Raw genomic sequence first — 26867 nt, forward strand, 5'->3', positions numbered from 1 at the left:
ATTTATAAAATAGCCCGTTTTTATGAAATTACTATAAAGTCTCTTTTAGCCACTTAAAGAATTCGCGCTGCCATACCATGGCATTTTGCGGTTTCAGGACCCAATGGTTCTCTTCTGGGAACACCATAAAACGGCTTTTTATGCCTCTTAATTGTGCTGCCTGGAATGCTTCCTGCCCCTGCCCGATAGGAACTCGGTAGTCTATACCTCCCTGGATAACAAAAATAGGGGTGTTCCACTTGTCTACATTGTTTACAGGGTTAAACTGCGTATATGTTTTTTGTGCTGCTGCGTTGTTTTTTTCCCAATACGGCCCGCCACTGTCCCAGTTGGTAAAGAATACTTCCTCGGTAGTGCCATACATACTCTGCAGATTAAATACACCGCAGTGCGAAATGAAAGTCTTAAAACGGTTGTTGTGTATGCCCGCAAGGTAGAATACAGAGTAGCCTCCATAACTTGCGCCCACGGCGCCAAGCCTTGCTTTATCCACATACGACTCTTTTGCCACATCATCTATAGCCGAAAGATAGTCGTCCATAACCTGTCCGCCCCAGTCTTTACTAATTGCCTCGTTCCATTCTACACCATGCCCCGGCATGCCGCGGCGGTTAGGTGCCACTATGATATAGCCCTGAGCAGCCATTACCTGAAAATTCCATCTGAAAGAATAAAACTGAGTCAGTGCACTTTGAGGCCCGCCCTGGCAGTATAATAATGCTGGATATTTCTTTTTAGCATCAAAATTCGGCGGAAGCACTACCCATACCAGCATCTTTTTACCGTCGGTAGTAGTTACATAACGCTTTTCGGTCTTGCTTTTTGCAATTCCGGCGTATGCCGCATCGTTAACTTTAGAAAGCTGTGCCCATTTTTTCTTTTTGAAATCGTAGCTGAAGATCTCCGACGCATGGTTGATGTCGGTGCGCTCCACGATTACTTTATCCCCGCTGAAACCTACGATACTGTTAATATCAAAAAAGCCGTCGGTAATCTGCCTTACGGTAACAGCAATCTTTGTAAGGCCCGGAAAATTTACTTCAAATAGCTGTTTTGTGCCATCGGTAGGGGCAAGAAAATAGACTTTCGTTCCGTCAGGGCTCCAGGTAAAACTGTCAACGGTTCCGTCCCATCCGGACGTTAGGTTAATATCAGCTCCCTTAAAGCGTACTATGATATCGTTTTTATCAGCTTCATAACCGTCGCGTTTCATTTGCAGCCAAGTTAAGTCGCGCTGCGGCGAATAGGCAGGCTGTGTATCATATCCCGGATTGTTCGGTGTAAGGTTTACTGTCTTTTTGGTATCAAGATTATATTCGTATAAATCGGTGTTTGTGCTTGTAGCATAAGCAGTACCCGCTTTTTTCTTAGAAACATACACTATGTTTTTACCATCGGGAGACCAGATATAGTCTTCTTCGCCGCCAAAAGGTTTTTGGGGTGAGTCGTATGGCTCGTTTGGCATAATGTCTATAAAGCTTTTCTTGTCGGCATCGCCTGCTGTGGTATAACCTACGTGATTGTGCGTGCCGTCGTTCCAGGTGTCCCAGTGGCGGTAATCAAGCCCGTCATATACCTGGACATTGCTTTTTTCAAGCTCCGGGTAAAAATCTTTACCGTTTACTTTGTCAATCTTTACTTCTTTTGATGTTAGCGCCCATTTGCCGTCTGCCGAAATATATTTATCAGCAAGCAGGTTCTTGTATTCGGTAACTTCGGTGGCATTGCCGCCGTTTACCGGAATGGTATAAAATTTTGAAGCCGATTTATTCTCTTCAATATTGGGTACAGCTACCTTGTACACAATGTTTTTTCCGTCTTTGGTAATACCCAGTGCGCTCACGCGGCCCAGTTTCCAAAGTAGTTCGGGTGTCATCACCTGTTGTGCCGAAGCCGTTAATCCCATGATGCTTACAGTTAGAAGTAAAAGTTTTTTCATTGAAACACAATTTTAACAGGCCCTAAAAGTAATGATTTTCTTTGATTTGGCCTGATTTGCGATATCTTGCCGTGTTTTTGGTAGTAATGTAATTTTAAAAACGAACCTTGTGTTAAATGTTTGCAAATAGTGCAAAATAATTACTGAAAAAGAATATGGAAACCCAAATTTGAAAAAATATGCCTATTTTCACGCACTTAAAACCTGACTTTAGTGAAGAGCAACAATAAACTTTTTATTGCAATAGTGGCAGGCCTTATCCTGGGCGTAGCCCTGGGCGGACTTGTACATTATCAATATACCGAAAGCGCGGATGGCTTTGCTAAAAACATTAAGCTGTTGGGAACCATCTTTATCCGTATGGTGCAGATGATCATAGCGCCGCTGGTTTTTTCTACCCTTGTGGTGGGTATTGCTAAAATGGGCGATATGAAAATGGTGGGCCGTGTGGGAGGTAAGGCAATGATATGGTTCATTACCGCATCGCTAATGTCGCTTTTACTTGGTATGGTGCTTGTCAACTGGATAGAGCCGGGTAAGAACACCAGTATTTCAATGGCCGATGTAAAACCGGCTGACGACCTGGTAAATAATACCCATTCTTTTTCACTGGAGCAGTTTGTTACCCATGTAGTGCCTAAAAGTATTTTTGAGGCGCTGGCAACAAACGAAATACTGCAAATCGTTATTTTTTCTATACTTTTCGGGATTGCTTTATCATCATTAGGTAAAGTAGCAGAACCTGTAATCAAGGTGCTCGATACACTTGCGCATGCCATCCTTAAGATGGTAGGCTACATTATGTGGGTGGCGCCTGTAGGTGTTTTTGGTGCGGTAGCCGGGGCAGTGGCTATCTACGGTTTTGATATTTGGAAACTGTATGCCAATTATCTTGCTGCATTTGCGTTTGGTATATTGTGCCTTTGGATCGTATTGCTGGGAGTGGGTTACCTTGTTTTAGGCAACAGGCTTTGGCCATTGCTAAAAAGGCTTGCAAGCCCGCTGCTTATCGCTTTTTCTACTACAAGCAGCGAGGCAGTGTTCCCTAAGCTTACAGAAGAACTGGAACGATTTGGGTGCGATCCTAAAATAGTTTCGTTCACTTTACCGTTAGGGTATTCGTTTAACCTTGACGGCAGCATGATGTACATGACCTTTGCGAGCTTATTCATCGCACAGGTGTATGGTATAGATATGCCGCTTGAAAAGCAAATTTTAATGCTGCTGGTGCTTATGCTTACCAGCAAAGGGATTGCCGGTGTTCCCAGGGCGTCTCTTATCGTGGTTGTGGCAACCTGTGCTATGTTTGGCATTCCGCCGGAGGGTATTGCACTTATCCTGCCTATAGACCACTTTTGCGACATGGCACGCAGTATGACAAACGTATTGGGAAATGCGTTAGCCACTAGTGCCGTAGACAAATGGGAAGCAAAGAATAATTAGTTAACACACATCAATCAAAAGACACAATCATTATGGACAGTTTTCACTGGACGCAGCTAATCAACCCTGAATTTTATATCAATCTTCATATAGCGGGGGTACCGGTAGGTATCTACGTGGTTTTATTTATTGTTTTTGCAGAAACAGGCCTTTTTGCAGGTTTCTTTCTTCCGGGCGACAGCCTTTTGTTCCTTGCAGGGATCTACAGTTCAGAGCTTATGGCTACACTGTTTTCCATAGAGGGCGATTTCTTTAATGTTCTGCTGTTATCGGTACTTGTGGCACTTGCCGGAATTGTGGGTAATACCTTCGGTTACTGGTTTGGCTCAAGGAGCGGAAGCTACCTGTACACCAAAGAAGATTCGTTCTGGTTCAAGAAAAAGTACCTTGTACAGTCGCATGAGTTTTTTGAAAAACACGGCGGGCGTGCCATCATATTTGCGCGTTTCTTACCTGTTATCCGTACGTTTGCCCCAATTATTGCGGGTATCGTTAAGATGGATAAAAAGAAGTTCATGCTGTTTAATGTTATCAGCTCATTCCTGTGGTCTATCACCTTGATATTTGCAGGGCATTACCTTTATGAACTGTTCCTTAATAAATTTGATATCAATCTTAAAAAGCACATTGAGATCATTATTATAGGAATCGTACTTATCACTACCGTACCATTACTTCTTAATGCCCTGAAAGGAAATAAAATTACCGAAGAAGAGGCTAAGGAAGAAGCAAAAAAAGGCGACAAACTGTAATAAAACGCTGTAATGACTTTCAGCTATTGGGAAATTAAGAACTGGTTTACCAATGTAGACTATACCATCGTGGGGAGCGGTATCGTGGGGCTTCATGCCGCACTGCGCCTTCGTGAGCGTTTTCCTGAAAGCAAGATACTTGTTATAGAACATGGGCCGCTTCCGCAGGGAGCGAGTACTAAAAACGCAGGTTTTGCCTGTTTTGGCAGCCTGTCTGAAATCAACGACGATTTAAAGACCCATACAGAAGAAGAAGTACTGGCGCTTATACAAAAGCGTTGGGCAGGGCTTCAGCTATTGCGAAAACGCTTAGGCGATGCCGTTATAGATTTTAGGCCCTACGGCGGGTATGAACTTTTTCTGAAAGAAGATTCGGCAGGGTATGAAGAATGCCTGCGCCGCATGCCTTTTGTAAACGAGGTGCTCAAACCACTTTTTAAAACCGATGTTTTTGCCAGAGAGGTAGACCGTTTTGATTTTAAAGGCATTCACGAATACCTGATCTTCAATCCTTTTGAAGGGCAGATAGATACCGGAAACATGATGCAGGCTTTGCTTAAAGAGGCTATAGCTAATGGTATCCTTATCCTGAACAGTCAAACCGTGACTTCTTATCATGAAAAGGCCGATGGCGTAGATGTTGTCTTGGGCGATTTTAGCTTTTTTACCAAAAAACTTCTTTTTGCGACCAACGGTTTTGCATCACAGCTTACGGATGGTGCTGTAAAGCCTGCGCGTGCACAGGTGCTTATCACAGAGCCAATCCCTAATCTTGATATAAAAGGTACTTTTCATATAGACCGCGGATACTACTATTTTAGAAATATAAACGACCGAATCCTTTTTGGGGGTGCGCGTAACCTTGACTTTGAAGCTGAAACCACTACCGAATTTGGAACGTCGGATATTATTCAAAACCAACTGGAAAAGATACTGCGCGAAGTTATTCTCCCTAACACCGACTTTACCATTGCCCATCGCTGGAGCGGAATTATGGGTATGGGCAACCACAAAAAACCTATTGTTGAGCAGTTATCGCAGCATACCTATTGCGGCGTGCGCCTTGGCGGCATGGGTGTGGCGATTGGAAGTGTGGTAGGGGCTGAACTGGCAGATTTGGTTTAGAATAGTAATATGCTAAATACCAATCTCAAAAACCTGCTTCTGTTTATATTCTTAAAATACCTTTTGTTTTATGTATTTATGATGTTTAAAAATCAGGATTACACATTGGTGTCAGTCTTTCAGCTAAAGACGTTTGCAGACTGGCTGTATTATCTTTATATTTTTTTATCGCTGCCAATTGCATACTGTTTACTCTTTATAGTCATGCTGCATTATGCGCTAAATACTAAAAGGCTATGGATATGTGTCTTTGTAATTGTTGTTGCATTAGAATATCTGGTATATACTTGGCTGGCTTCAACATCAGATTATTATAATGGTTTGTATAATGCCGTGATAGGAGCTACTGTATTATGGCTATTTTTTTATAATAGTGTAACAGGCAAGGTAAAAACATATCCAACAAATTTGTAATTTTGCGGTCTGTTAACCAATTAGTTTTATGTTCAAAAAAATAGCCCGTTTCCTTTTTAAGGTGCTTTTATGGTTTATCGCGCTGTCTGTGTTATCGGTAGTCGTGTTTCGTTTTGTTCCGGTGCCGTTTACCCCTTTAATGATCTCAAGAGCCTTTGAGCAAAAAGACAACGGAAAGGAAATGACATCCAGCCATGACTGGGTTTCTATAGACGAAATTTCGCCTAACCTGCAAAAAGCGGTTATTGCCAGCGAAGATGATAGGTTTTTAGAACATAACGGCTTTAACTTTGATGCCATGTATAAGGCTTTTAAAAGCAATAGCAAGGGCAAAAAGCTTAAGGGCGGCAGTACGATATCACAGCAAACAGCAAAAAATGTATTCTTATGGCAGGGCAGGAGTTATGTGCGTAAAGGACTTGAGGCCTATTTTACCGTGCTTATAGAAATGCTGTGGAGCAAAGAGCGTATTATGGAGGTATACCTTAACAGTATAGAAATGGCCGATGGCGTTTATGGTGCACAGGCTGCAGCGCAGCACTGGTACCACAAAGATGCTAAAAACTTAACTAAATATGAGGCTGCCGGTATAGCGGCCATATTACCCAACCCGCGTAAATTCAGGGCTATACGATCGTCAGGATATACAGAACGACGTAAAGGCAGGATTGTAAAACTCATGCGTTACGTTAAGCTTGACTACGAAAAGTGAAAAAAATCCTAGCCATAACGGCATTTTTATGTTTTGGTTTCGCCCGGGCGCAAAAGCCTGCTGAAATCGGACTTATTACCGATAATGACCTTTATACTTCTCCCGTAAACGACCAGTATTACACTGCCGGTACGACATTATTTTATCGCTATCTTAGCGATAAAAGTAACGATAAGCTGGCTAAAAAAATATATGACTTCAGGATAGGGCAGTACATTTACAATCCACAGTCGGTAAGGGCAGAGGATATAAACGTAAACGACAGGCCTTTTGCAGGCTACCTGTTCGGGGAGTTTGGCATCAACTATTTTTATTCTGACGAAAGCGTGCTGAAACTAAAAGTCCAGGGCGGAGTCGTGGGTCCCGAGGCTGGAGCGGAAGCTGTACAGCGTGGGCTTCATAAGGTAATACATTACCCAACAGTACGCGGCTGGCAGCACCAGATCACCACTACAGCAGCGGCACAGCTTGGCGCTTATTATTCGCATAAAGTTTTAGGAAACCGCTTTAAAGAAAAAGTAGATTTTCATCTGTTAGGCGAATTAAATGTTGGTACGATATGGAATAGCGCGAGCATTGGCGGAATGATGCGTATAAGCCTTAAAAGGCCACTCGAGGCGATGTATAACTCAAGCCTGCACAACTCGGTTCTCAATAAGGATAAAGAAACCTATAAAGACCACCGCGAACTCTTTCTATATTTAAACCCTAACCTGCAATACATGCAGTATGACGCCACGATACAGGGCAGCCATTTTAACGATACCAGCCCGGTTACGTTTCCGCTTATTCCCTTTCGTTTTAATGCCGAAGTTGGTGTGAAATACCGTTACAACAACTGGAACTATTCGTACTCTTTCAACTACCGCGGTAAAGAACTTTCTAATAATGTGATTTCAGGGTTCTATTACGGGTCGATACAGGTGTCGTATATGTTGTAAGGCGGCGGTCAGAAGTCCGATGCTGTAAAGGGATTTTTTTGAGCGCCGAAAATCGTTAAGTCCATTCTGGATTAGGAGAATCGCCTACGAATATGATAGTGCCTATAGATTCTTCATCCCACTTCGTCGCATTTAGAATTTAACCTCAATAAAAATCTATTACTACACTTGTCTGAGTACAATAATAGATTTCATTTTAGGTTAAAATTTTAAGTTAAAAACTTTCCAACTGACACTGCACTAAGGCGCTACCAGCTTAAAGCCTATTCTTGGTATGTTTTCGATGCGGATGTTTTCATCATCCTTAAATATTTTTCGCAGGCGCGAAATGAATACGTCCATACTGCGGCCCATGAAATAATCATCTGTCCCCCAAAGCGCGGTAAGTATATTTTCGCGTTTTAGTATTGTATTCTTGTTATCTATAAACAGCTTCAGCAATGCCGACTCCCTTTCGGTAAGGCTGGTACGTTCTTCGCCTTTTATGACAACATAGTTTTCCGGGTCAAATGTAAAAGAGCCTATTGTGCATATTGTGTTCTTAACGGGCGCGACCTTGTGGCTGCGCTGCAGGAAGACTTCAATTTTCAATATAAGTTCCTCAATGCTGTAAGGCTTAACAAGGTAATCATCAGCGCCAAGCTTAAGCCCTTTAATACGGTCTTCCTTAAGTGTTTTTGCCGAAAGGAAAATAATAGGCACAGCCACATTACGCTCACGAATGGCGGCGGCCAATTCAAAACCGTCCATCTCGGGCAGCATTACATCAAGGATGCAAAGGTCAAATTCTTCGGTTTTAAACGCCTCAAAAGCTTCTTTGCCATTGGCAAAATGAACTACATCATAGTATTGCTCCAGGTTATCGGCGGTTAAGAATGCCAGTGTGTTGTCGTCTTCTACATATAATATTCTCTTTCGGCTCATACGATGCTGCTTTTAGGAATATGGATGGTTATGGTTACCCCATTGCCCTCGTTATTATGAATGCTGATTTTCCATCCGTGAAGTTCGCATATCTTTTTCACATAAAAAAGTCCGATGCCAAATCCTTCAATTTCTGATTTGTCCTGCCTCGGAACCCTGTAAAAGCGGTCAAACACATAATCGATATGGTCAGGATGAATACCCGGGCCGTCGTCTGTAAAACGCAGGGCGAGTCCCTTGTGTTCCTCATTTATGCTGATAGCTATATTTGGCCTGTCGCTGCCGTATTTAATAGCATTCTCAACAACATTATAAGCAATATTGTAAAAATGGAATTCATCGGCCTTAATAAGATAATCAGGACTGCTGCTTTGCAGTGTTACGGTCGCTTTGTCAAATTTAAGTCCGGCATTTTCTTTTACAAGGTCCAGCGTTTCAACAACATTAAATTCCTTTTTCTCTAACGATACTACACCAGATTCGGTCTTGGCGACCGAAAGGATACGCTCTATGTGCTGGTTAAGCTTATTGCTCTGCTCAATAATAATCCGCAGGTATTTGCTCAGCTTGGGGTTAGACTCTATGGCCTCCTGTTTTGCAGCATAGTTAGATGCTATAAGTATAGACGACAGTGGTGTTTTAAACTCGTGCGTCATGTTATTGATAAAGTCTTTTTGCAGCTCTGTATATTTTTTCTGCTTTAGCAAAAGGATAACAGAATACACATAAATGACTAGTACCAGGAATAATACCCCGGTATAAATCCAGTATTGCTGTAACGACGTGATGTAATTGTAACGCAGCTGCGGAAAACGTACCGCAAAGTAATACACCAGCCCGGCACGTTTGGTAAAGCAGTTCTTGCACTTAAGCTTGTCGTTCTTTTTTACCCCCATGGCATTTATGTACTTGCCATACATCATCTCGTCAGATCCGCAATTGTAGATGGCATATTCATAATCCATGTCCAGCTTTACCTTCTGGAACTCGTTTTTCAGGTAAAACTCAAGGATGTCGGCTTCAAAAACATCGTCTACGTTTACAACATAGTAATCTTCAGACACTTTTTTTATGGGCGAAGTATTGGGTAGTTCATTCTTATTGTCGCGGTAAATCTTGTTTACCACATCCTGAAGCGCAAAGTGTATCTTTTCACCAAGTTCCTTTTTTTCGAAGGTATAGGCCTGATTGAGCATGACCAGCTGCATGGTAATAACGCCTACTATGGCGATAAGGCCCACCAGGACAATTATATTTAACGTATTGAATTTCAACTTTGGAATGTTATTTGTAATACCCCATGCATTGTTATGAAACAGGGGTTTTATGTTAGCAAAATGTACCGGTATAAACGGCAGGATATAAAATTAGTATGCCGCAAGATTAAAAAGTGCTAACATACAGGTCGTTAACATGTCATTAACAATACTTTGAAACCGATTAACAAATATCTAAACTTTACTGAATATATTTGTGTAATTGAAAAACCGAAAAAAATTTATTAACTAATATTAATTGTTTACGATTATGAAAACTTTAAAACTTTCTGCTCTTGCTCTTGTAGGTGCGTTCTTCTTTGTTTCTCAGGGTGCATCTGCACAACAAGCTACTGCTAAAAAAGCTGTTGCTGCTCCGGCTGCTGCTGCACAGGAGGCTCCAAAAAACAACACTCCATCTGCAGTTACATGGAAAGAAGATACTCATAACTTTGGTGATATTGAAAAAGGAAAACCTGTATCTCACGATTTCTCTTTCAAAAACACTACAAAACAAACGATCCTTATCACAAACGTTAAGGCATCTTGCGGATGTACAGCTACAAACTACACTAAGACTCCTATCAAACCAGGAGAAACTGCTACTGTAACTGCTACTTACAATGCTGCTAACCCAGGAAGCTTCTCTAAAAATGTAACTGTTACTACAAACGACAGCGATGTTAACAAGATCCTTACTATCAAAGGTAAAGTTCTTGATGCTTCTGCACCTGCAACACCTGCATCAAACCAGTAATTAAAGGTAAATCACCTCACTATATAGCTTAAGAGCCATCGCAATGCGGTGGCTTTTTTGTTTGTAAGCAACAATAATATGTAAACATTTTTTGACTTAAAGGATGTTTTGTTTTACAAAATGTAAAGTTTGTTTGTCATATTGGAAATTTTGTTTTACATTCGTTTCAACTTTAAAATCAATCATCATGAAAACGAATTATTTATTTCCAAACAAGTTTAAGTGGATAAGCGGAATAATCTTCGCCCTGTCTGTAACAATCCTTCTTATCTGGCTCATAGAACCTGATATTTTTAAAGATATTGAAATTAAGACTAAAGTATTTGCAATTGCAGAAACACCTTTTATGGGCGACAATGTATTTTTTGGCATAATAGACACGAATATCCTTGACGAACTGCTTATGGCGACAGTTATTATAAGCGGACTTGTATTTGCTTTTTCTAAAGAGAAAATTGAAGACGAGATGACTTCTAAGATTCGCCTTGAAAGCCTTGTCTGGGCTACTTATGCCAACTACCTTATCTTTCTGTTCTGCGTGATATTTATTTACGGCATGATCTTCCTTAATATTATTATGTTTGCCTTTTTTACACATTTGTTGTTTTTTATACTGCGCTTCAACTGGGAAATTTATAAATTTAACCGAATTTCAAATGAAGAATAGATTAAAGATAGAACGCGCCATTGCCAACCTTACCCAGGCAGACCTTGCAGAAAAAATTGCTGTGAGCAGGCAGACGATAAATGCGATTGAAGCAGGAAAATTTGTACCCTCTACCGTTTTGGCCCTAAAGCTTTCTAAACTTTTTGACAAACCGGTTAACGAGATATTTGAACTCGAAGATGAAGATTAAATCTATAGATACTATGAAGGCGGATGTAAAACATCCGCTTTTTTGCATTTAAAGAATTCTGTAGTGCTAAAACATTTTTTATGTAAATTCGTCATACCATCCTAACCGATCATTATGAAAAAATTCCTGCTCTGGTTTACAGGCGTCCTTGCAGCCATCATTGTTTTGTTATACATTTTTGATGTTGATTACCTTATTAAGGCGGTACGTGTAGTGTACCTCCATGGCAAAACTACGGCCTATCTTGACGACTATACCCATTTTGATAACCGTGTCGTTGCAAAAGGAACAGGACAGCCATGGGCAGTACATAAAGACTACAATGAAATTAAGGCTACCAAGAGACTGGAAGAGGTGCATAAAGAACTTGGCACTGTTGCCTATCTTATCATAAAGAACGACAGCATCTGGCATGAAAGTTATTACGACGGCTATGGTAAAGATTCTAAGTCGAATTCATTTTCCATGGCAAAAACCATTGTTACTGCAGCCATGTTTAAGGCTATTGAAGAAGGAAAGATCAAAAGCCCGGACCAGAAAGTAGGCGATTATTTCCCTGAATTTTCTAAAGGATTTGCGGCAAAGCTTACCGTTGGTGACCTTTCGTCCATGAGTACGGGTTTAGACTGGGGCGAGCAGTACAGCAGTGCGTTTTCCATTACTACCCGCGCTTACTTTGGCAGCCATCTGGAAGAAACCATGCTTAAAGTCCCTGTAATTTATGAGCCGGGAACAAAATTTGAATATGTGAGCGGCGCTACAGAACTGTTAGCTATGGTAATCACTAAAGCGACCGGGCAGACATTATCAGATTATGTTTCTGATAAATTCTGGAAGCCAATGGGCGCCGAGAACGATGCCTTATGGCAAACCGACCATAAAGGCGGTATAGAAAAAGCATATTGCTGCTTTGCCAGCAACGCGCGCGATTTTGCACGTTTTGGTAAATTATTTAAACACAGCGGCAAATGGAACGGCCAGCAGCTTCTGGACAGTACTGCCGTTGCAAAAATGATTACGCCTAAGTTTGCTGCTTCGCCGCAATATGGTTACGGAACATGGCTTAATAACTACCTTGGCAAAAAGATGTATTATCTGCGCGGTCACCTGGGTCAGTTTGTAATCGTTATTCCTGAGGACGATATAATCATTGTTCGCCTTGGTCATACAAAAGGATTGCAAACCGACACCGACCCGCACAGCAACGACTTTTATGTTTATGTAGACGAAGCCTATAAAATGATGGGATTCATGAAGCCAAACGATGGCAAAGGCAACGAACTGGCAATGACAAAAGAAGAGGCAGAAGCACAGGGAATGAAAAAGTAAGTCGCGCAGTATGTCATTCTGAACGCAGCGCAGCGTAGTGAAGAATCTCCTCATAGATATAATAGAGATCCTTCCTTCGTCAGGATGACAAAGATGTATTAAAAGAATATGCTTGAAAGAATAAACCTGGAAAATGTACTTTTCCTTGATATAGAAACTGTACCGGAGCATCCTGATTTTAACGAATGTGATCCTGAAACCCAACAGCTCTACGACCTAAAGACGCAATATCAGCGCAAGGATGGGCAATCGCCCGAAGAGTTCTATGAACGTGCAGGGATATGGGCAGAGTTTGGTAAGATCGTGTGCCTTTCTGTGGGATACTTTACCTTTAAGGGCGATATCCGCCATTTCAGGGTTACATCCTTTTTTGGCGACGAACCTAAGATACTCAAAGATTTCAACAACCTGCTGAACAATCATTTCAGCCAGCCGCAGCATATTATGTGCGGGCATAATGCTAAGGAATTCGACTTTCCGTTTATTACCCGCAGGATGATTATAAACAATATTGCCATTCCGCTTAAGCTAAACCTCTTTGGCAAAAAACCGTGGGAAGTGCCACATCTCGACACTATGGAACTATGGAAATTTGGGGATTATAAAAGTTTCACATCGCTAAAACTGCTGACCAAAATTCTTGGTATCCCATCGCCAAAAGGCGATATAGACGGCAGCCAGGTTGGTCATGTTTTCTACGTTGAAAAAGACATAGACCGCATTGTTACCTATTGCGAAAAAGACGTTATTGCCGTGGCACAGGTGCTGCTGCGTTTCCGCAGGGAAGAGTTATTGGCGGATGATGAGATTATCCATGTGTAAACTATGATAATTTTAGCCTTATATTTGCAAAAATTAAATTTTTCATCTAGGCAAAATATTTATTTACAACTATTAAGAATTTATAACTAAATAGCCTCACGATTTAACTTGATAACAATGGGAAACGAAAGAAAAACAGAAAATATTGTTAGAAAGCACTTTCAGACTTTCTCAGATTTAAGTATTGAAGAACAAAAATCTGATAGTATAAAGATAAATAAACTACTAAAAAATGCATCTAAAAAAGGATTAAATCACGGCAATCCAGAGTTTATAATATCATTTAATAAAAATGACAATCTTTTGATCGTTATAGAATGTAAGCATGATATTAGAAAACATGAAAGTAAAACCCGAGATAAATATGGTGATTATGCTGTTGATGGAGTATTATTATATACATCTTTTCTTGCAAAAGAATATGACGTTCTTGCTATTGCAGTAAGCGGTGAGAAGGAAAATGAACTCAAAATTTCTCATTTTTTACATCTTAAAGGTGAGAAAAATGCTTTTGATATTTTTGGAGATAAACTTCTTTCTTCTTCTGATTACATCGAAGGATACATTAAAAGTCCAGAAAAATTTCGCCAAGATTATAACACATTATTAGATTTTACAAAAAAATTAAACGAAAAACTTCATAGTCATAAAATCTTAGAAAGTCAACGAAGCTTATTAATTAGCTGCATATTAATAGCTCTTGAAGATGAAGCATTTAAAACATCTTTTAAGAAAAAAACAACGCCAAAAAGTTTAGCAGATTTTTTGACAAAAACAGTTTCTGAAAAATTAGAAGAAGCAAATATCGCAGGGAAAAAACTTGAAAATTTAAATATACAATTTGGGTTTATTAAAACTGACACATCTTTATCCTCTAAAGAGGATATTCTTAAAGAACTAGTTGAAGAAATTGATATAAACATTAATCAATTTATTAAAACTCATGAATATTTTGATGTTTTGGGACAATTGTATATTGAGTTTCTAAGATATGCTAATAGTGATAAAGGTTTAGGGATTGTTTTAACCCCCCCCACATATAACAGAACTATTTGCTGAATTGGCTCAGGTCAATAAAGATTCAATTGCTTTCGACAATTGTACAGGAACAGGAGGATTCTTAATTTCAGCCATGAAAAGAATGATAGAAGATGCAAAAGGTGATACTTCTAAAATTGCTGAAATTAAATCAACTCAACTTATAGGGGTTGAATATCAAGCACATATATTTGCTTTAGCTGTCTCAAATATGTACATCCATCAGGATGGAAAAACTAATATAATAAATGGAAGTTGTTTTGATGCTGATGTGATTGAAACTGTCAAAAAATCAAATCCAAACGTAGGATTTCTTAATCCTCCATATAAATCAGATAAAAAAGTTGACACAGATGAACTTGAGTTCATCTTAAACAATTTAGAATGTCTTAGCACAAATAGTACATGCATTGCAATAATTCCTGTTAACTGCGCATTAGAACAAAAAGGAAAAATACTTGAATTAAAGGAACGTCTTTTAAAAAATCACACTTTGGAAGCTGTTTTAACTATGCCTGATGAATTATTTATTAATTCTGATGTTGGAGTTATATCTTGTATAATGATTCTAACAGCTCATAGACCTCACAATTACAGTAAGAGAACATATTTTGGCTATTATAAGAATGATGGATTTATTAAACGTAAATACAAAGGAAGGATTGATGAATTTGGAACATGGGAAAAAGTAAAAGAAAAATGGGTAAATAATTTTTTAAGCCGTAATGAAGAGCCCGGTTTTAGTGTTAATAAAATAGTTTCAGCAGAGGATGAATGGTGTGCAGAAGCATTTATGGAAACTGATTATTCCACAATTAACAACGATGTTTTTGAAAATGAAATACTGAAATATTCTACATATTTACTGTTTAATAAAAAGAAAGCGAATATATCTAATGAAAAAACATTTACGAATAACATAATAATTGACTCATTTGAATGGAAATTTTTTAACCTTGGAGATTTATTTAATATTGAGAAAGGAAGGGATTCTTCTGGCGGCAATGAAAAAGGAAATATTCCTTTAATAAGTGCTACGAGAGACAATAATGGAATAAACAGTTTCATTTTGGAAGGGAATAAATTATTCCCCATCAATACCATTACTGTACCTTCAAATGGGGCATCTACTGGGGAAGCGTTTTATCAGCCTTATGAATATTTTGCAACTGGAGATGTTAACATATTACACGCAAAATTTGAATTAAATGTATATATAGCAATCTTTTTTATAACTGTTATAAGAATGGAAAAATATAGATTTAATTATGGTAGAAAATGGGGTAAAGCTAGAATGGAATTATCCACTATAAAATTACCTGCTATTAATGGAAAACCTGACTTTAAGTTTATGGAAAATTTTGTTAAGAGCCTACCATATTCTAAATCTATCGAATGATAAATGGTATTAATTTAACCGTTGTTGAATTAAGTTAAAAGTAATTAAATTACTTTTACCGGATGAAAGACTTTCCTAATTTATATGTAGCCCAGATAGACAATAAAGTAATTGTTCACGGCTCAAACCTTAAGGATTTTGTGATCTCGCTAAACAGCGTGGTAAAAAACCTTAAACCCTATATGTTCTACTACAGGCTGTTCAAAAAAATAGACTATATGGAACACATAGCCGAAGACGGCCGCAAATTTTATTTACAGAAGGTTCTTTAGATTATTAAAGTACTTAATTACATACTCTTGCTTTTATTTATAATCTAAGGAAGAAATTTTTTAATTGACATAAAGCCTGTTATTTAGACTGAGTAAAAATTAACCATTAAAATTTGTCTACAAATAAAGAAACATATATATTTGTCTCGTGTTTAGGACATAAAACAAAAACTCTGTCCGATTACAGAGTTTAGTTGACCTTCAAACAGCATCTTTGACAGACCTGTAAACCCAAAACTTTAGTTTACTATTCGCTACTTTTTACAGAAGCAGAAAGGCTTACTAAGTTGTACTCTTTTTTTACTCCTCCAGTGGATGAAGCTCCAGAAACAAATCTTTTTCACTTGTCGAATTTAAAATTAAACGGTTAATAGTTTAGTCTGCAAACTAAACTTATCAGAGTCTTTTATCAAAGAACATTACATCTTCAGATTTATACAATCGGATATAATCTGATCAAACATCAAAAATTATAGCACCCTTTCACAAGACGGGAGTAGCTATAATTTTGCAAAATTATCAAAAATTTTTCATTTCGACAAGCTATTTCTTTTTTATTTTAACAATAAAATCGCCACTACCTGTACTTCAGTCATTTATGAATATAAATATTTTTCTAATTTTTAACGCTTTTGCTTCAAGACAAAAGAAAGAGTAGTATTTTTATCTCATGAACAATCCCCTGCTCCACATAGACCACGTTACCATTTATGCCCGAAAGGACGGCAAATGGATACCTATCGTTAAGAACAGCCATTTTACGCTTAACCAAAACGAGATACTGGGTATTGTGGGCGAATCGGGTTCAGGGAAATCGGTTACCTCTCTGGCGGTAATGGGATTGCTTCCAAAAGGCATACTTGAGATTACCGAAGGAAAAATCGAATTTGACGGGAAAGATATTTCGACCATGAGCCAAAAGGAACTGCGTAATCTTCGTGGCAACGATATCGCGATGATCTTCCAGGAGCCTATGAGTTCGCTCAACCCATCGTTAAATTGCGGTTTTCAGGTAGAAGAGATACTGGCAGAACACACATCATTATCAAAAAAAGATATAAGGGCTGCGGTACTTTCCTTATTCGAAAAGGTAAAGCTGCCGAATCCTGAGAAGATATACAACCGTTATCCGCATGAGATATCGGGTGGGCAAAAGCAGCGTGTTATGATTGCTATGGCTATTGCCTGCAAACCTAAAATACTTATTGCCGACGAACCTACTACAGCGCTTGACGTAACGGTTCAGAAAGAAATAATCCTGCTGCTGAAAGAACTGCAACAGGAAACCAAAATGAGCATCCTTTTCATTTCGCACGACCTGTCGCTGGTGTCAGAGATTGCCAACAGGGTATTGGTAATGTTCAGGGGCGAAATTGTGGAACAGGGCAATGCATCTGAAATTTTCAACAATCCACAGCATACTTATACTAAAGCGCTTATTAGTTCGAGGCCATCACTGGATGTTCGCCTCAAAAGGCTGCCCACAATACAAGACTATCTTGAAAACACGGTAAACCCTGAAGAAGTGACCCCAAAACAACGCGAAGAACGCCTGGAAAAGCTATACAGCCAGACACCATTGCTTGAGGTGAAGAACGTAGAGAAAGAATATGTTTCTTCTGCCGGAATCTTAGGGAAAAATGTAAGCTTTAAAGCTGTTGACGATGTTAGCTTTAAAATTTACGAAGGCGAAACTTTAGGCCTTGTGGGTGAATCGGGCTGTGGTAAATCTACCCTTGGCAATGCCATTTTGCAGCTTGACAAAGCTACAGCCGGAAACATATTATATCGCGGTGTAGACCTTACAAAATTATCCGCTAGAGACATTCGCGCGCTGCGTAAAGAGATACAGATAATTTTTCAGGATCCATATTCATCACTAAACCCGCGTATCACGGTAGGTAAGGCTATCATGGAACCTATGCAGGTACACAAGCTCTGTAAAAATGATACTGAACGCCGCGAAAAAACAATTGAGATACTGAACCGCGTTGGTTTGGGCGAAGAACACTTTAATCGCTACCCTCATGAATTTTCAGGAGGCCAAAGGCAGCGTATAGGTATTGCGCGTACCATTGCCCTGCAACCCAAGCTAATTGTTTGTGACGAATCGGTTTCTGCTCTAGATATCTCCGTGCAGGCACAGGTGCTCAACTTGCTGAATGAGCTTAAGGAAAACTTTGGATTTACCTATATCTTCATTTCTCACGACCTTGCCGTAGTAAAATACATGAGCGACCAGGTGCTGGTTATGAATAAAGGAAAAATTGAAGAAATGAATGAAGCCGATGCCCTGTATAAGCATCCGCAGAAAGAATACACTAAGAAACTTATCGCTGCTATACCGAAAAATTAGCTGTTTTATCCAAGGTTGGTCGGATTTCCAGAGTTAAATTTTGCAGGTCATAATAAACAAACGAAGCTGACTGAAAATATCGATTATCTCCAATAAAAAAATCTATTATTACACTTATCAAAGTGCAATAATAGATTTCATTTTATACTATGATTTTTCGGGTCAAGTTTAAATACTTAACACTACTTCTTCACGTTTGGCGTTACCCCCATATTGTAAAGTGTAAATGCCTGAATGTCGGTGTATTCATCAATCATCTGTGCGATAGATTTTCCTGCGCCATGGCCTGCTTTCACGCCAATGCGTATCAATACAGGATTGTTACCCTGGTGCTTTTCCTGAAGCTCGGCAGCAAACTTAAAGCTGTGTGCCGGTACAACGCGGTCATCATGATCGCCTGTGGTAATCAGTGTTGCAGGATATTTAGTGCCTTTCTTTACGTTGTGAACAGGCGAATAGCCTTTCAGGTAGTCAAACATCTCGGCGTTGTCTTCGACGGTACCGTAATCGTATGCCCATCCGGCGCCTGCCGTAAAGGTGTGGTAACGAAGCATATCAAGCACACCAACCGCAGGTAAAGCTACCTTCATAAGATCAGGGCGTTGCGTCATGGTTGCGCCTACAAGTAATCCGCCGTTAGAGCCTCCGCTAATTGCAAGATAATCTGACGATGTGTACTTGTTGGATATAAGGTATTCTCCTGCTGCTATAAAGTCGTTAAATACGTTTTGTTTTTGCTGTTTTGTTCCGGCATCGTGCCATTTCTTACCGTATTCCCCACCACCGCGAAGGTTGGCAACAGCATAAATACCGCCGTTTTCCATCCAAACCGCATTAGATATGCTGAAGCTTGGCGTAAGGCTTATGTTAAAGCCGCCGTAACCGTAAAGTATCGTTGGGTTTTTGCCATCAAGTTTAAGGCCTTTTTTATGGGTAATGATCATTGGTATCTTCGTACCGTCTTTAGACGTATAGAAAACCTGTTTTGATTCGTAATCATCGCTGTTGAAGTCTACTTTTGGTTTTTGGTATATTTCCGACTTTCCTGTTTTTGGGTCGAACGAATAGATAGTTCCCGGGGTAATGTAATTGGTGAACGAATAATACTGTACTTTTTCATTTTTTTTACCGCCAAAGCCTCCGGCAGTGCCTAATCCGGGCAGGGTGATGTCGCGCACCAGCTTGCCGTTGTAGTCATATTGTTTTACTGCCGATACGGCATCTTTCATATATCCTGCAAAAATATATCCCGATCCTGTAGAAGCCGAAAGTACATTTTCAGTTTCGGGGATAAGGTCTTTCCAGTTTTTTTGCTGTGGGTTGGCAGCATCTACAGTAACCACTTTCATGTTTGGCGCATTATAATCGGTGGCGATGTATAAAGTGCTGCCGTTATTATCTATAATGTGGCTGTTGCTGTCAAAGTTATCTACTATAACTGCAAATTTGCTGTTTGGCTTGGTAAGGTCTTTAATGTAAAGCTCTCCTCCAGAAGTAGAATTCGCTGCCGAAACGATTAGGTAGCGCATATCTTCTGTAACGCCTCCGCCCACATAGCGTCTTTTCTGCTCAAGGCCAAAGATCACTTTGTCATCTTTTTGCGCAGTACCCAGCTTATGGTAGTATAATTTGTGCTGGTCGGTCTTTGCCGAAAGTTCACTGCCTACAGGTTTGTCGTAGCTAGAGTAGTAAAAACCTTCGTTGCCATACCATGAAACACCGCTGAATTTTACATCAACAATGGTTTCGCCTACCAGTTTTTTTGTTTTGGTATCCATCACAAAGACTTTTCGCCAGTCGCTTCCGCCTTCAGATATGGAGTATGCCATAAGGTCACCTTTCTTTGTAAAGTTTATACCGCCAAGCGATGTTGTTCCGTCTTTAGACAATGTATTTGGGTCAAGAAAAACTTCTTCCTTGCCGCTCTTGTCCTTGCGGTATAGCACCGACTGGTTTTGCAGGCCGTTGTTTTTATAGTAGTAAGTATAGTCGCCTTCTGTAAAAGGAGCACCTATCTTTTCATAATTCCACAATTTTTCAAGGCGTGCCTTAATCTGGTTACGAAACGGTATTTTAGAAAGATAATCAAATGTAACCTCGTTTTCTGCCTTTACCCAGGCCGCTGTTTCTTCAGAGCGGTCGTCTTCAAGCCATCTGTAGGGATCGGGAATTTTAGTTCCAAAGTAAGTATCGGTGTTGTCAGCTTTACGTGTTACAGGATATTTAATAGAAGTTTTGTTATTATCGTGCATCTGTGCGTTAATGGTCAGGCTGCAGGCTGCGGCCATCAGGGTTATTGCTTTTTTCATCAGTTGGTTGTTAGATACACAAAAATAACAAAACTATCTGTTTAAGATGCGAATAGCGGCCTGTATTTCTGCCTGTGCTTATACAGCAGTATTCCGTTAAGCGCTACTACGAGTATAGCCGTGCCAATGGCCGGGATATCCAGAAACAGATGAAACAGCAGTATGTTAAGCGATATGGGAACAAGCAGGAGGATGGCAAAAGGTACCCAAAATTTGGTAAGCAATAGTATGCCGATAAAAATTTCGAAGATGGCTACAACTGTGAGTACATAGCCGGTTGCTGCCAGGGATGCCATAAAATCGGCTGCATCCTGTGGCGGCTGTGGCAGCGGAATAAAAGGATGGATCTTGTTAGCGCCGAAGACAATAAGGATAACGCCAAGCAGTATCCTGACAATTTGAGTAAATTTGGAATTCATAGGCTAATGAGTTTAAATTTGTGAATTAAAGAACATTAGCTGAAAGTTAATAAATTTATTATTAGGAATTTAACAAAAATGATATTCGATATAGTAAAATTGCAATAGTAAGAATAATAGCCTTAATTTTTAAACACACCCCTAACCCCTCTCAAGAGGGGAACCAACTTCACTCGAATAGTAAGTATGAGTAAACACGTCTGAGTGTTCCCCTCTTGAGAGGGGTTAGGGGTGTGTTATTTCAAAAAAAAAATAAACTACTGCACAACTACAGGAAATACAACTTCTGCATCGGTACCACCGCCTGCGTTTGTTATATTTCCATTAGAAACGCCTTCGCCCGCTTTGTTTGGCTCATGCCTAAGCGTTAGCGTAAGGTTTCCTGATACCGGAGCCTGTGACGCTGCATACGTGAATTTTAGTCCTATCGGCCTGCCGTTAACATCCTGGTCGCCATACGTGAAAGTACCAAGGCCCGACTGCTGGAAGAATATCTGGTGCTCGTGACCTTCTTCCTCAACTTCTGCGGTAATGTTATCTGCCGGTGTCTGCAGTTCGTTTAAAAAGGCAACTGTGCCATTGTATACTTTACCGGCTGCAAAATTACCCGATACCGTAACCACCGGAGCATTTGGCCCATCGCCGTCAAGGTCCTGAGATTTAAGTACTATAGCCGTACCGCCGTCAGCAGGGGTAAGAGTTGCTGTTATGGTCGTGATCACTTCTTCTTCGTTTACGATTGCAGCAGTATTATCGTCGTCGCTGCACGAAGTGATAGTAATAGCAGTTAAAAGGGCAAATAGTGAAATTTTTACGTTTTTCATTTTATGATATTTATGGATTAATAATTAAATTTTAATTGCAATTGAAAGTTGCGGCCTATGTCGTCAGTGTATAATCGTTGGCGGTTTAGGTAGTCGCGGTATTTTGTATTGAATATATTGAGTACCGAAAAGTTCACCGCAAGGGATGTATGTTCTGAAGTTTTAAATGTCATGCCCGATGCAAAATGCACCAGATGATACCCTTTTGGCGGAGTACTTATGTCAACAAGCGTGCTAACCTGCTGACCGTCTACCGGAATATCTACACTAAAATTGTTATCAGGGTAGCGGGTTTGCTTAAAAACAGCTTCACTCCGTGCTTCCAGGTAGAGATTGTGCCAGTCATCCTTTGTGTAACGGATGGTGTTGGTAAGATTTAGTGGCGGCATATCTATCAACGGAAGATTGTTTGTATTGTCCTGTCCATAAATGTAAGCTCCGGTAAAATTGTGCTGCCAGTGGCTGTCTATCTTCCAGTTGGTATGCAAATCGACCCCGGCCATAACTGCATCGGCCTGTTTATATTGGTATACAGGGAATGCTCCCCTTATGGTATATTCTATAGTTGTTGGGGACAGATAGATGAAATTATCTATCAGGTTAAGATAGGGCGTTGCTTCAAACGTAAAATCGCCGTGGGTTTTAAGCAAAGTTGCCGAAAATTTATAGGCTTTCTCTTTTTTTATGCCTAGGTTACCCAGTTCGATCGTTCCGTTAGAATGGTGCAGCCCGTCGCTAAAAAGCTCCGACGGGTTAGGGTTACGCATGGCAAGCCCGGCATTGGCCAAAAGTTGATAGTCGTAACCTAACTGCTTGCGTATGCCAAGGCTAGCCGATATATTATGAAAAGTAAACTCAGGGGCAGTAAGCCATTGTGTGCCGGCGTCGGCTACAATAAATTGATCATACATGCCGTCATATCCCTGGCTTGTCCATCTTGATTTTTGGTAATATTTAGAAGCCTCCATTTTAGAAAAATCATAACGCAGCCCTGCTTCGGCAGTAAGGGTGTTAGATATCGCATAACTCGCAATACCATACGCTCCGGCATCAAACCTCTTGTAATTAGGAATAAGCGGACGGATATCCGTCAGCGGGTCGGCGGTATTTTTCTGCATCGATCCGCTTGCCCCGGCTTTAAGGGTAAGGTTGTCCATTTCCTTTTTCCAGTCGGCCTGCGCCGAATGGGTAATGAGCGTTAGGTCAAGGGCAGGCTTATCGGTAAACTGCGCCCTGCGGATGTCAAATTCTTTACGGCTGTTATGCTGAAAGGCATACTGCACCGAAAGCGATGAATTGTCCTCAAAGTGTTTGGTGAAATTCAGCTTGCCCAAATGATGCATAACTTCCTGTTTCGGCGAACCGATATCGTGTGTAAATGGCTCAATTACCGAAGGCTGTCCGCTGTTAATGGCACGCACAAGATCGGATACATTTCCTATGTGCATTGCTTTTGCAATACCTATCGTGGCATCATAAAGGCTATACGAAGCGGTAATTTCATACGTGTCGCCAATGTACTTTAAATCGCCTGCAAAATTGGTTTCACGGTTTCCGGTGTTAGACAATATATAATCTGGCGACTGCCTGTCGCCAAAATTTTTGTACGTGCCCGATGCGTTCCATGCCCAGCCTTTTTCGGCACCCTGATGCAGGCTGGATGAGATGCTGCCGCCACGGCCGTTGCTTGCCGCATTTACAATGGTCTTGCCAAAAAGTGTATCCTTAAGTACCGATACAGGCTCTACCAAAACGAGTCCGCCAATGGCATCACCACCATATTGCAGGGCATTCGCCCCTTTAATGACCGATATCTTTCCGGCGGAGTTGATATCAAGGTTAGGGGCATGTTCAGTGCCCCATTGCTGATCTTCCATACGCACATTGTTAGAAATTATCGGCACTCTGCTGCTGTGCAGTCCGTTAATGACAGGTTTTACAATCGTGTTTCCTGTCTTAAGGCTGAACACCCCGGCTACCTCCTTTAAGGCATCGCCCAGTGAAGCGATGCTGTATTTCTCGATGGTCTCTGTCTTTAGCTTTTCTTCGTGTACGGAGTTTTTAGAAAGTACCGAAGACTGGCTAAGCACCACCTCCTGCAATTGCTCTGATTCGGGTTTCAGGACAGCGTCAAGGCGCATAGGTCCGTTGATGGTAACAAGGGTGTCAACGTTTTTAAAGCCTACAAACGATACCACCACATGATGCTGACCCGATGGTGCATTATAAAGCGTATATAGACCGTCAGGTTTAGTAACAGCATGCAGCTGTTCGATATGAATATGTGCCCCGTCAAGAGGGGTTTTGTCGGCTGTGGTTACGCTTCCGCTGATGGTGTTCTGGGAATACGCACACAGGCCTCCTGCCATAAATATGGCCAGGATTAAATAATAAAATCGCATAGGAAAGTTTTATTCAGTAATGAATATTGAGGTGAAGAGAGCTATACCGCAGAGATTCGCAAAGAAGGCACAAAGATTTGCAAAGGAAATAATGAGTAAAGTATAGTAATGAATAGTTCGCAAAGCATTATCCTAATTTAGATGCCGCTTTGAGTCCTACTCAAACTAAAATCTTCGTGTGTCTCTGTGTAAACTCAGTGTGTCTCTGTGGTATAATAAATTATACTAACGGAGGCCCCCTATGAGAAAATAAACTTCCGGCGAATGCCGCAACATTATTTTCTACGCTGGTAGCGCGATAAGGTATCTCTGAAAAAGGAAAATCAAGCCTTAAGCAGAATTGCTGTGGCTGGATAAAATAGTCAAAATGGAAATCACAGACAGAACAATCTTCTTCATGTTCATGATCGTTTGCACTTATCTGTTTGGTTTCTTTCTTTAGCTCACCATGGTGCGCAAACGGCTCATGGACATGGCTAAAGGCATGAAAAGATTGATACGCAATAGTGAGCTGCACTAATGCCATCAGGGCCAGGTTAAATATGGCGAACTTTCTTTTCATGGAAGCAAAGATATAAAAAGAATTTTAGTAATTGCAATAAAGTTGCATTTAGGGTTTGATTTATTACTATTCAGATATTAGATTTATCAGCGTATTAAGGCTTGTAATTAGTCCCACAGACGCTGCTCCGGTCTCCAGCTGAAAGTTTAATTCATCGCCGTACAAATCAATAGTTCTAAATATTGACATCGAGGGTTTGTTTGGGCGCCCTTTAAAGTCGCCGTAAATAATGTCATCTATATCTATAATTGAAATTTCTTTCCTTTCAATACCTGATATTTCAATGATCCTTCGTGTAGTGACAAGTGTTTTGGCATTATTGCCTTCAATTAGAAAAACGGGCAATTCCTCTTTTTTTAAAGAAAAGCCGTACACCGTTGGCGTTGCTATGATTTTCGAATATAGCCATGTTTCAGGATCCATTGAAGATCGCTTAATGGCGGCCGTTGATATATTATATAATGATTTATCGGTTTTCAAGAGATATGTTTCCTAAGATTTAGTATTAGTCCAATTATAAAACTTACTATACCTAACAGTAGAAGAATCATGCCCCCACAAAAGCAAATCGTATTTATTGGGTGAGGGCCCAAATTAACGGAATAGCCAAAACCTATAGCTAACCAGCCAGAAACAATTGCAATAACTCCCGATAAAAGATATTTTTTACTTAATCTCATAAGTTAAATGTACTATTTTTTAGATTTTGCTTGTCATTTGACGATAGGAAAAATCTCTTTTATTTTGAGATTGCTCCAGTCAACTTTCGACCTTTAGTCTATATTTGGCTTGACGCTTGTCGAAATGATACAGAATAAAAAAACCCGCAAAGCTTTTGCCTGCAGGTTTTCTATATCATATTTTATGTAGACTATGCTAATCCATTCGCCACTAAATACTCCGCGATCTGTACTGCGTTGGTTGCAGCACCTTTTCTAAGGTTATCGGCAACGATCCACATATTAAGGGTATTGTCCTGGCTTTCATCACGACGGATACGGCCTACAAAAACATCGTCCTTACCTTCTGCATACAATGGCATTGGGTACGAGAACGCACTGATATCATCCTGAACGGTGATGCCCGGTGTGTTTTCTAAAATAGAACGTACTTCTTTAACATCAAAATCATTAGAGAATTCTACGTTAACTGCTTCACTATGCCCGCCTACAGTTGGTATGCGCACTGTTGTAGCCGTCACTTTTATAGAATCGTCAGATAAGATCTTTTTTGTCTCTTTCGTCATTTTCATTTCCTCCTTGGTATATCCGTTCTCTTCAAAAACGTCTATCTGAGGGATCGCATTACGGTGAATAGGGTATTTGTAGGCCATTTCGCCTTCAATGCCCGCATATTCATTCTCTAATTGTTTAACAGCCTTAACTCCTGTTCCTGTAACCGACTGGTAGGTAGATACCACCACGCGCTCAATGTTGTATTTTTTGTGCAGCGGGGCTAAAGCTAATACCATTTGTATGGTAGAGCAGTTAGGGTTGGCTATAATTTTATCGTCTGTAGTCAGTTCGCCTGCATTGATCTCAGGAACAACCAGTTTCTTGGTTGGGTCCATTCTCCAGGCGCTTGAGTTGTCAATAACGGTAGTACCTGCTTCGGCAAATTTAGGTGCCCACTCTTTAGAAGTGTCGCCGCCTGCCGAGAAAAGCGCGATTTGCGGCTTCATGCTCACTGCAGTATCAAGGCTTACCACCTTAAACTTCTTTCCCTTAAATTCAATTTCCTTACCTACAGATCGCTCAGAGGCTACGGGGATTAATTCGGTTATCGGGAAATTTCTTTCTGCCAGTACTTTCAGCATTACTTCGCCTACCATTCCGGTAGCGCCTACAACTGCAACTTTCATAATTTTACGTGTTATTAATTATAATATTTCAGGCAAAATTAGTTATAAAAGTGTTTCAAAACACAAAAATATAACAAAGAAAAACCGCCCTCACGGAGCGGTTTTGTTAAACAATAGAATATATAGCGTAGCGGATACGTCTTTTATAACAAGC

At 40.3% G+C, this 26867-nt stretch carries 24 protein-coding genes; 14 read left to right on the plus strand and 10 right to left on the minus strand.

Going from position 1 to position 26867, the window contains the following annotated elements:
* Positions 1–31 precede the first annotated feature (31 nt).
* A complete protein-coding gene (locus tag R1T16_RS12240) occupies positions 32–1939 on the minus strand; it encodes a S9 family peptidase (protein ID WP_317501396.1) in 1908 nt (635 codons plus the stop codon).
* 213 nt (positions 1940–2152) lie between these two features.
* Between R1T16_RS12240 and R1T16_RS12245 the strand changes: the two genes are divergently transcribed.
* The 5 genes from R1T16_RS12245 to R1T16_RS12265 all read left to right on the plus strand — a co-directional run bounded on the left by R1T16_RS12245 (position 2153) and on the right by R1T16_RS12265 (position 7326).
* The gene (locus R1T16_RS12245) at positions 2153–3382 is read left to right on the plus strand and encodes a dicarboxylate/amino acid:cation symporter (protein ID WP_317501397.1); all 1230 of its coding nucleotides are present in this window, start codon (positions 2153–2155) and stop codon (positions 3380–3382) included.
* A 32-nt stretch (positions 3383–3414) separates the two neighbouring features.
* Positions 3415–4134, plus strand: coding sequence for a DedA family protein (locus tag R1T16_RS12250; protein ID WP_317501398.1), 720 nt, complete (start codon positions 3415–3417; stop codon positions 4132–4134).
* A 12-nt stretch (positions 4135–4146) separates the two neighbouring features.
* Positions 4147–5259, plus strand: coding sequence for an FAD-dependent oxidoreductase (locus R1T16_RS12255; RefSeq protein WP_317501399.1), 1113 nt, complete (start codon positions 4147–4149; stop codon positions 5257–5259).
* Between the two features lie 442 nt (positions 5260–5701).
* The gene (gene mtgA / locus R1T16_RS12260; protein WP_317501400.1) at positions 5702–6385 is read left to right on the plus strand and encodes a monofunctional biosynthetic peptidoglycan transglycosylase; all 684 of its coding nucleotides are present in this window, start codon (positions 5702–5704) and stop codon (positions 6383–6385) included.
* The gene (locus R1T16_RS12265) at positions 6382–7326 is read left to right on the plus strand and encodes a lipid A deacylase LpxR family protein (protein ID WP_317501401.1); all 945 of its coding nucleotides are present in this window, start codon (positions 6382–6384) and stop codon (positions 7324–7326) included. Before mtgA ends, R1T16_RS12265 begins: the two co-directional genes overlap by 4 nt.
* A gap of 240 nt (positions 7327–7566) precedes the next feature.
* Here the strand turns inward: R1T16_RS12265 and R1T16_RS12270 are convergent, their stop codons facing one another.
* Together R1T16_RS12270 and R1T16_RS12275 are read right to left on the minus strand one after the other, a co-directional pair.
* A complete protein-coding gene (locus R1T16_RS12270; RefSeq protein ID WP_317501402.1) occupies positions 7567–8250 on the minus strand; it encodes a response regulator transcription factor in 684 nt (227 codons plus the stop codon).
* Positions 8247–9524, minus strand: a complete 1278-nt coding sequence (locus R1T16_RS12275; RefSeq protein WP_317501403.1) for a HAMP domain-containing sensor histidine kinase — start codon at positions 9522–9524, stop codon at positions 8247–8249. Before R1T16_RS12275 ends, R1T16_RS12270 begins: the two co-directional genes overlap by 4 nt.
* Before the next feature lie 253 nt (positions 9525–9777).
* Between R1T16_RS12275 and R1T16_RS12280 the strand changes: the two genes are divergently transcribed.
* The 9 genes from R1T16_RS12280 to R1T16_RS12320 all read left to right on the plus strand — a co-directional run bounded on the left by R1T16_RS12280 (position 9778) and on the right by R1T16_RS12320 (position 18336).
* A complete protein-coding gene (locus tag R1T16_RS12280) occupies positions 9778–10263 on the plus strand; it encodes a DUF1573 domain-containing protein (protein WP_317501404.1) in 486 nt (161 codons plus the stop codon).
* A 187-nt stretch (positions 10264–10450) separates the two neighbouring features.
* A complete protein-coding gene (locus R1T16_RS12285) occupies positions 10451–10930 on the plus strand; it encodes a hypothetical protein (RefSeq protein WP_317501405.1) in 480 nt (159 codons plus the stop codon).
* Entirely contained in the window at positions 10920–11120 is a 201-nt protein-coding gene (locus R1T16_RS12290) for a helix-turn-helix transcriptional regulator (RefSeq protein WP_317501406.1), read from the plus strand. Before R1T16_RS12285 ends, R1T16_RS12290 begins: the two co-directional genes overlap by 11 nt.
* A gap of 114 nt (positions 11121–11234) precedes the next feature.
* On the plus strand, positions 11235–12449 hold the full coding sequence (locus R1T16_RS12295; RefSeq protein WP_317501407.1) for a serine hydrolase: 1215 nt from the start codon (positions 11235–11237) through the stop codon (positions 12447–12449).
* A 108-nt stretch (positions 12450–12557) separates the two neighbouring features.
* Entirely contained in the window at positions 12558–13271 is a 714-nt protein-coding gene (locus tag R1T16_RS12300) for a 3'-5' exonuclease (protein ID WP_317501408.1), read from the plus strand.
* Positions 13272–13388: 117 nt separating this feature from the next.
* On the plus strand, positions 13389–14330 hold the full coding sequence (locus R1T16_RS12305; protein WP_317501409.1) for a hypothetical protein: 942 nt from the start codon (positions 13389–13391) through the stop codon (positions 14328–14330).
* A gap of 1 nt (position 14331) precedes the next feature.
* The gene (locus R1T16_RS12310; RefSeq protein WP_317501410.1) at positions 14332–15708 is read left to right on the plus strand and encodes an N-6 DNA methylase; all 1377 of its coding nucleotides are present in this window, start codon (positions 14332–14334) and stop codon (positions 15706–15708) included.
* A gap of 62 nt (positions 15709–15770) precedes the next feature.
* Positions 15771–15980, plus strand: a complete 210-nt coding sequence (locus tag R1T16_RS12315; RefSeq protein WP_317501411.1) for a hypothetical protein — start codon at positions 15771–15773, stop codon at positions 15978–15980.
* Between the two features lie 670 nt (positions 15981–16650).
* A complete protein-coding gene (locus tag R1T16_RS12320; RefSeq protein WP_317501412.1) occupies positions 16651–18336 on the plus strand; it encodes an ABC transporter ATP-binding protein in 1686 nt (561 codons plus the stop codon).
* A gap of 182 nt (positions 18337–18518) precedes the next feature.
* On the opposite strand, the gene R1T16_RS12325 is transcribed toward R1T16_RS12320, so the two are convergent.
* The 7 genes from R1T16_RS12325 to R1T16_RS12355 all read right to left on the minus strand — a co-directional run bounded on the left by R1T16_RS12325 (position 18519) and on the right by R1T16_RS12355 (position 26713).
* On the minus strand, positions 18519–20645 hold the full coding sequence (locus tag R1T16_RS12325; protein ID WP_411162033.1) for a prolyl oligopeptidase family serine peptidase: 2127 nt from the start codon (positions 20643–20645) through the stop codon (positions 18519–18521).
* A gap of 41 nt (positions 20646–20686) precedes the next feature.
* Positions 20687–21064: a DoxX family membrane protein gene (locus R1T16_RS12330; protein ID WP_317501413.1), complete on the minus strand. Its 378-nt coding sequence runs from the start codon at positions 21062–21064 to the stop codon at positions 20687–20689.
* Between the two features lie 257 nt (positions 21065–21321).
* Positions 21322–21888, minus strand: coding sequence for a type 1 periplasmic binding fold superfamily protein (locus tag R1T16_RS12335; protein WP_317501414.1), 567 nt, complete (start codon positions 21886–21888; stop codon positions 21322–21324).
* 17 nt (positions 21889–21905) lie between these two features.
* Positions 21906–24257 (minus strand): TonB-dependent receptor, encoded by a 2352-nt coding sequence (locus R1T16_RS12340; protein WP_317501415.1) that lies wholly within the window; start codon positions 24255–24257, stop codon positions 21906–21908.
* Positions 24258–24510: 253 nt separating this feature from the next.
* Entirely contained in the window at positions 24511–24852 is a 342-nt protein-coding gene (locus R1T16_RS12345) for a hypothetical protein (protein ID WP_317501416.1), read from the minus strand.
* Between the two features lie 66 nt (positions 24853–24918).
* Positions 24919–25275: a hypothetical protein gene (locus R1T16_RS12350; RefSeq protein ID WP_317501417.1), complete on the minus strand. Its 357-nt coding sequence runs from the start codon at positions 25273–25275 to the stop codon at positions 24919–24921.
* Positions 25276–25723: 448 nt separating this feature from the next.
* Complete coding sequence (locus R1T16_RS12355) at positions 25724–26713, minus strand: aspartate-semialdehyde dehydrogenase (protein WP_317501418.1); 990 nt, start codon at positions 26711–26713, stop codon at positions 25724–25726.
* Positions 26714–26867: the final 154 nt, after the last annotated feature.

The sequence above is a fragment of the Flavobacterium sp. DG1-102-2 genome (assembly GCF_033042555.1).
In the GTDB taxonomy this organism is placed as follows: Bacteria; Bacteroidota; Bacteroidia; order Flavobacteriales; family Flavobacteriaceae; genus Flavobacterium.

Coding starts and splice junctions, on each gene's coding strand:
- R1T16_RS12300 (WP_317501408.1), top strand. CDS start 12,558: ATGCTTGAAAGAATAAACCTGGAAAATGTACTTTTCCTTGATATAGAA.
- R1T16_RS12305 (WP_317501409.1), top strand. CDS start 13,389: ATGGGAAACGAAAGAAAAACAGAAAATATTGTTAGAAAGCACTTTCAG.
- R1T16_RS12325 (WP_411162033.1), bottom strand. CDS start 20,645: ATGAAAAAAGCAATAACCCTGATGGCCGCAGCCTGCAGCCTGACCATT.
- R1T16_RS12350 (WP_317501417.1), bottom strand. CDS start 25,275: ATGGATCCTGAAACATGGCTATATTCGAAAATCATAGCAACGCCAACG.
- R1T16_RS12335 (WP_317501414.1), bottom strand. CDS start 21,888: ATGAAAAACGTAAAAATTTCACTATTTGCCCTTTTAACTGCTATTACT.
- R1T16_RS12355 (WP_317501418.1), bottom strand. CDS start 26,713: ATGAAAGTTGCAGTTGTAGGCGCTACCGGAATGGTAGGCGAAGTAATG.
- R1T16_RS12290 (WP_317501406.1), top strand. CDS start 10,920: ATGAAGAATAGATTAAAGATAGAACGCGCCATTGCCAACCTTACCCAG.
- R1T16_RS12250 (WP_317501398.1), top strand. CDS start 3,415: ATGGACAGTTTTCACTGGACGCAGCTAATCAACCCTGAATTTTATATC.
- mtgA (WP_317501400.1), top strand. CDS start 5,702: ATGTTCAAAAAAATAGCCCGTTTCCTTTTTAAGGTGCTTTTATGGTTT.
- R1T16_RS12315 (WP_317501411.1), top strand. CDS start 15,771: ATGAAAGACTTTCCTAATTTATATGTAGCCCAGATAGACAATAAAGTA.
- R1T16_RS12285 (WP_317501405.1), top strand. CDS start 10,451: ATGAAAACGAATTATTTATTTCCAAACAAGTTTAAGTGGATAAGCGGA.
- R1T16_RS12280 (WP_317501404.1), top strand. CDS start 9,778: ATGAAAACTTTAAAACTTTCTGCTCTTGCTCTTGTAGGTGCGTTCTTC.
- R1T16_RS12295 (WP_317501407.1), top strand. CDS start 11,235: ATGAAAAAATTCCTGCTCTGGTTTACAGGCGTCCTTGCAGCCATCATT.
- R1T16_RS12270 (WP_317501402.1), bottom strand. CDS start 8,250: ATGAGCCGAAAGAGAATATTATATGTAGAAGACGACAACACACTGGCA.
- R1T16_RS12345 (WP_317501416.1), bottom strand. CDS start 24,852: ATGAAAAGAAAGTTCGCCATATTTAACCTGGCCCTGATGGCATTAGTG.
- R1T16_RS12330 (WP_317501413.1), bottom strand. CDS start 21,064: ATGAATTCCAAATTTACTCAAATTGTCAGGATACTGCTTGGCGTTATC.
- R1T16_RS12320 (WP_317501412.1), top strand. CDS start 16,651: ATGAACAATCCCCTGCTCCACATAGACCACGTTACCATTTATGCCCGA.
- R1T16_RS12255 (WP_317501399.1), top strand. CDS start 4,147: ATGACTTTCAGCTATTGGGAAATTAAGAACTGGTTTACCAATGTAGAC.
- R1T16_RS12240 (WP_317501396.1), bottom strand. CDS start 1,939: ATGAAAAAACTTTTACTTCTAACTGTAAGCATCATGGGATTAACGGCT.
- R1T16_RS12340 (WP_317501415.1), bottom strand. CDS start 24,257: ATGGCAGGAGGCCTGTGTGCGTATTCCCAGAACACCATCAGCGGAAGC.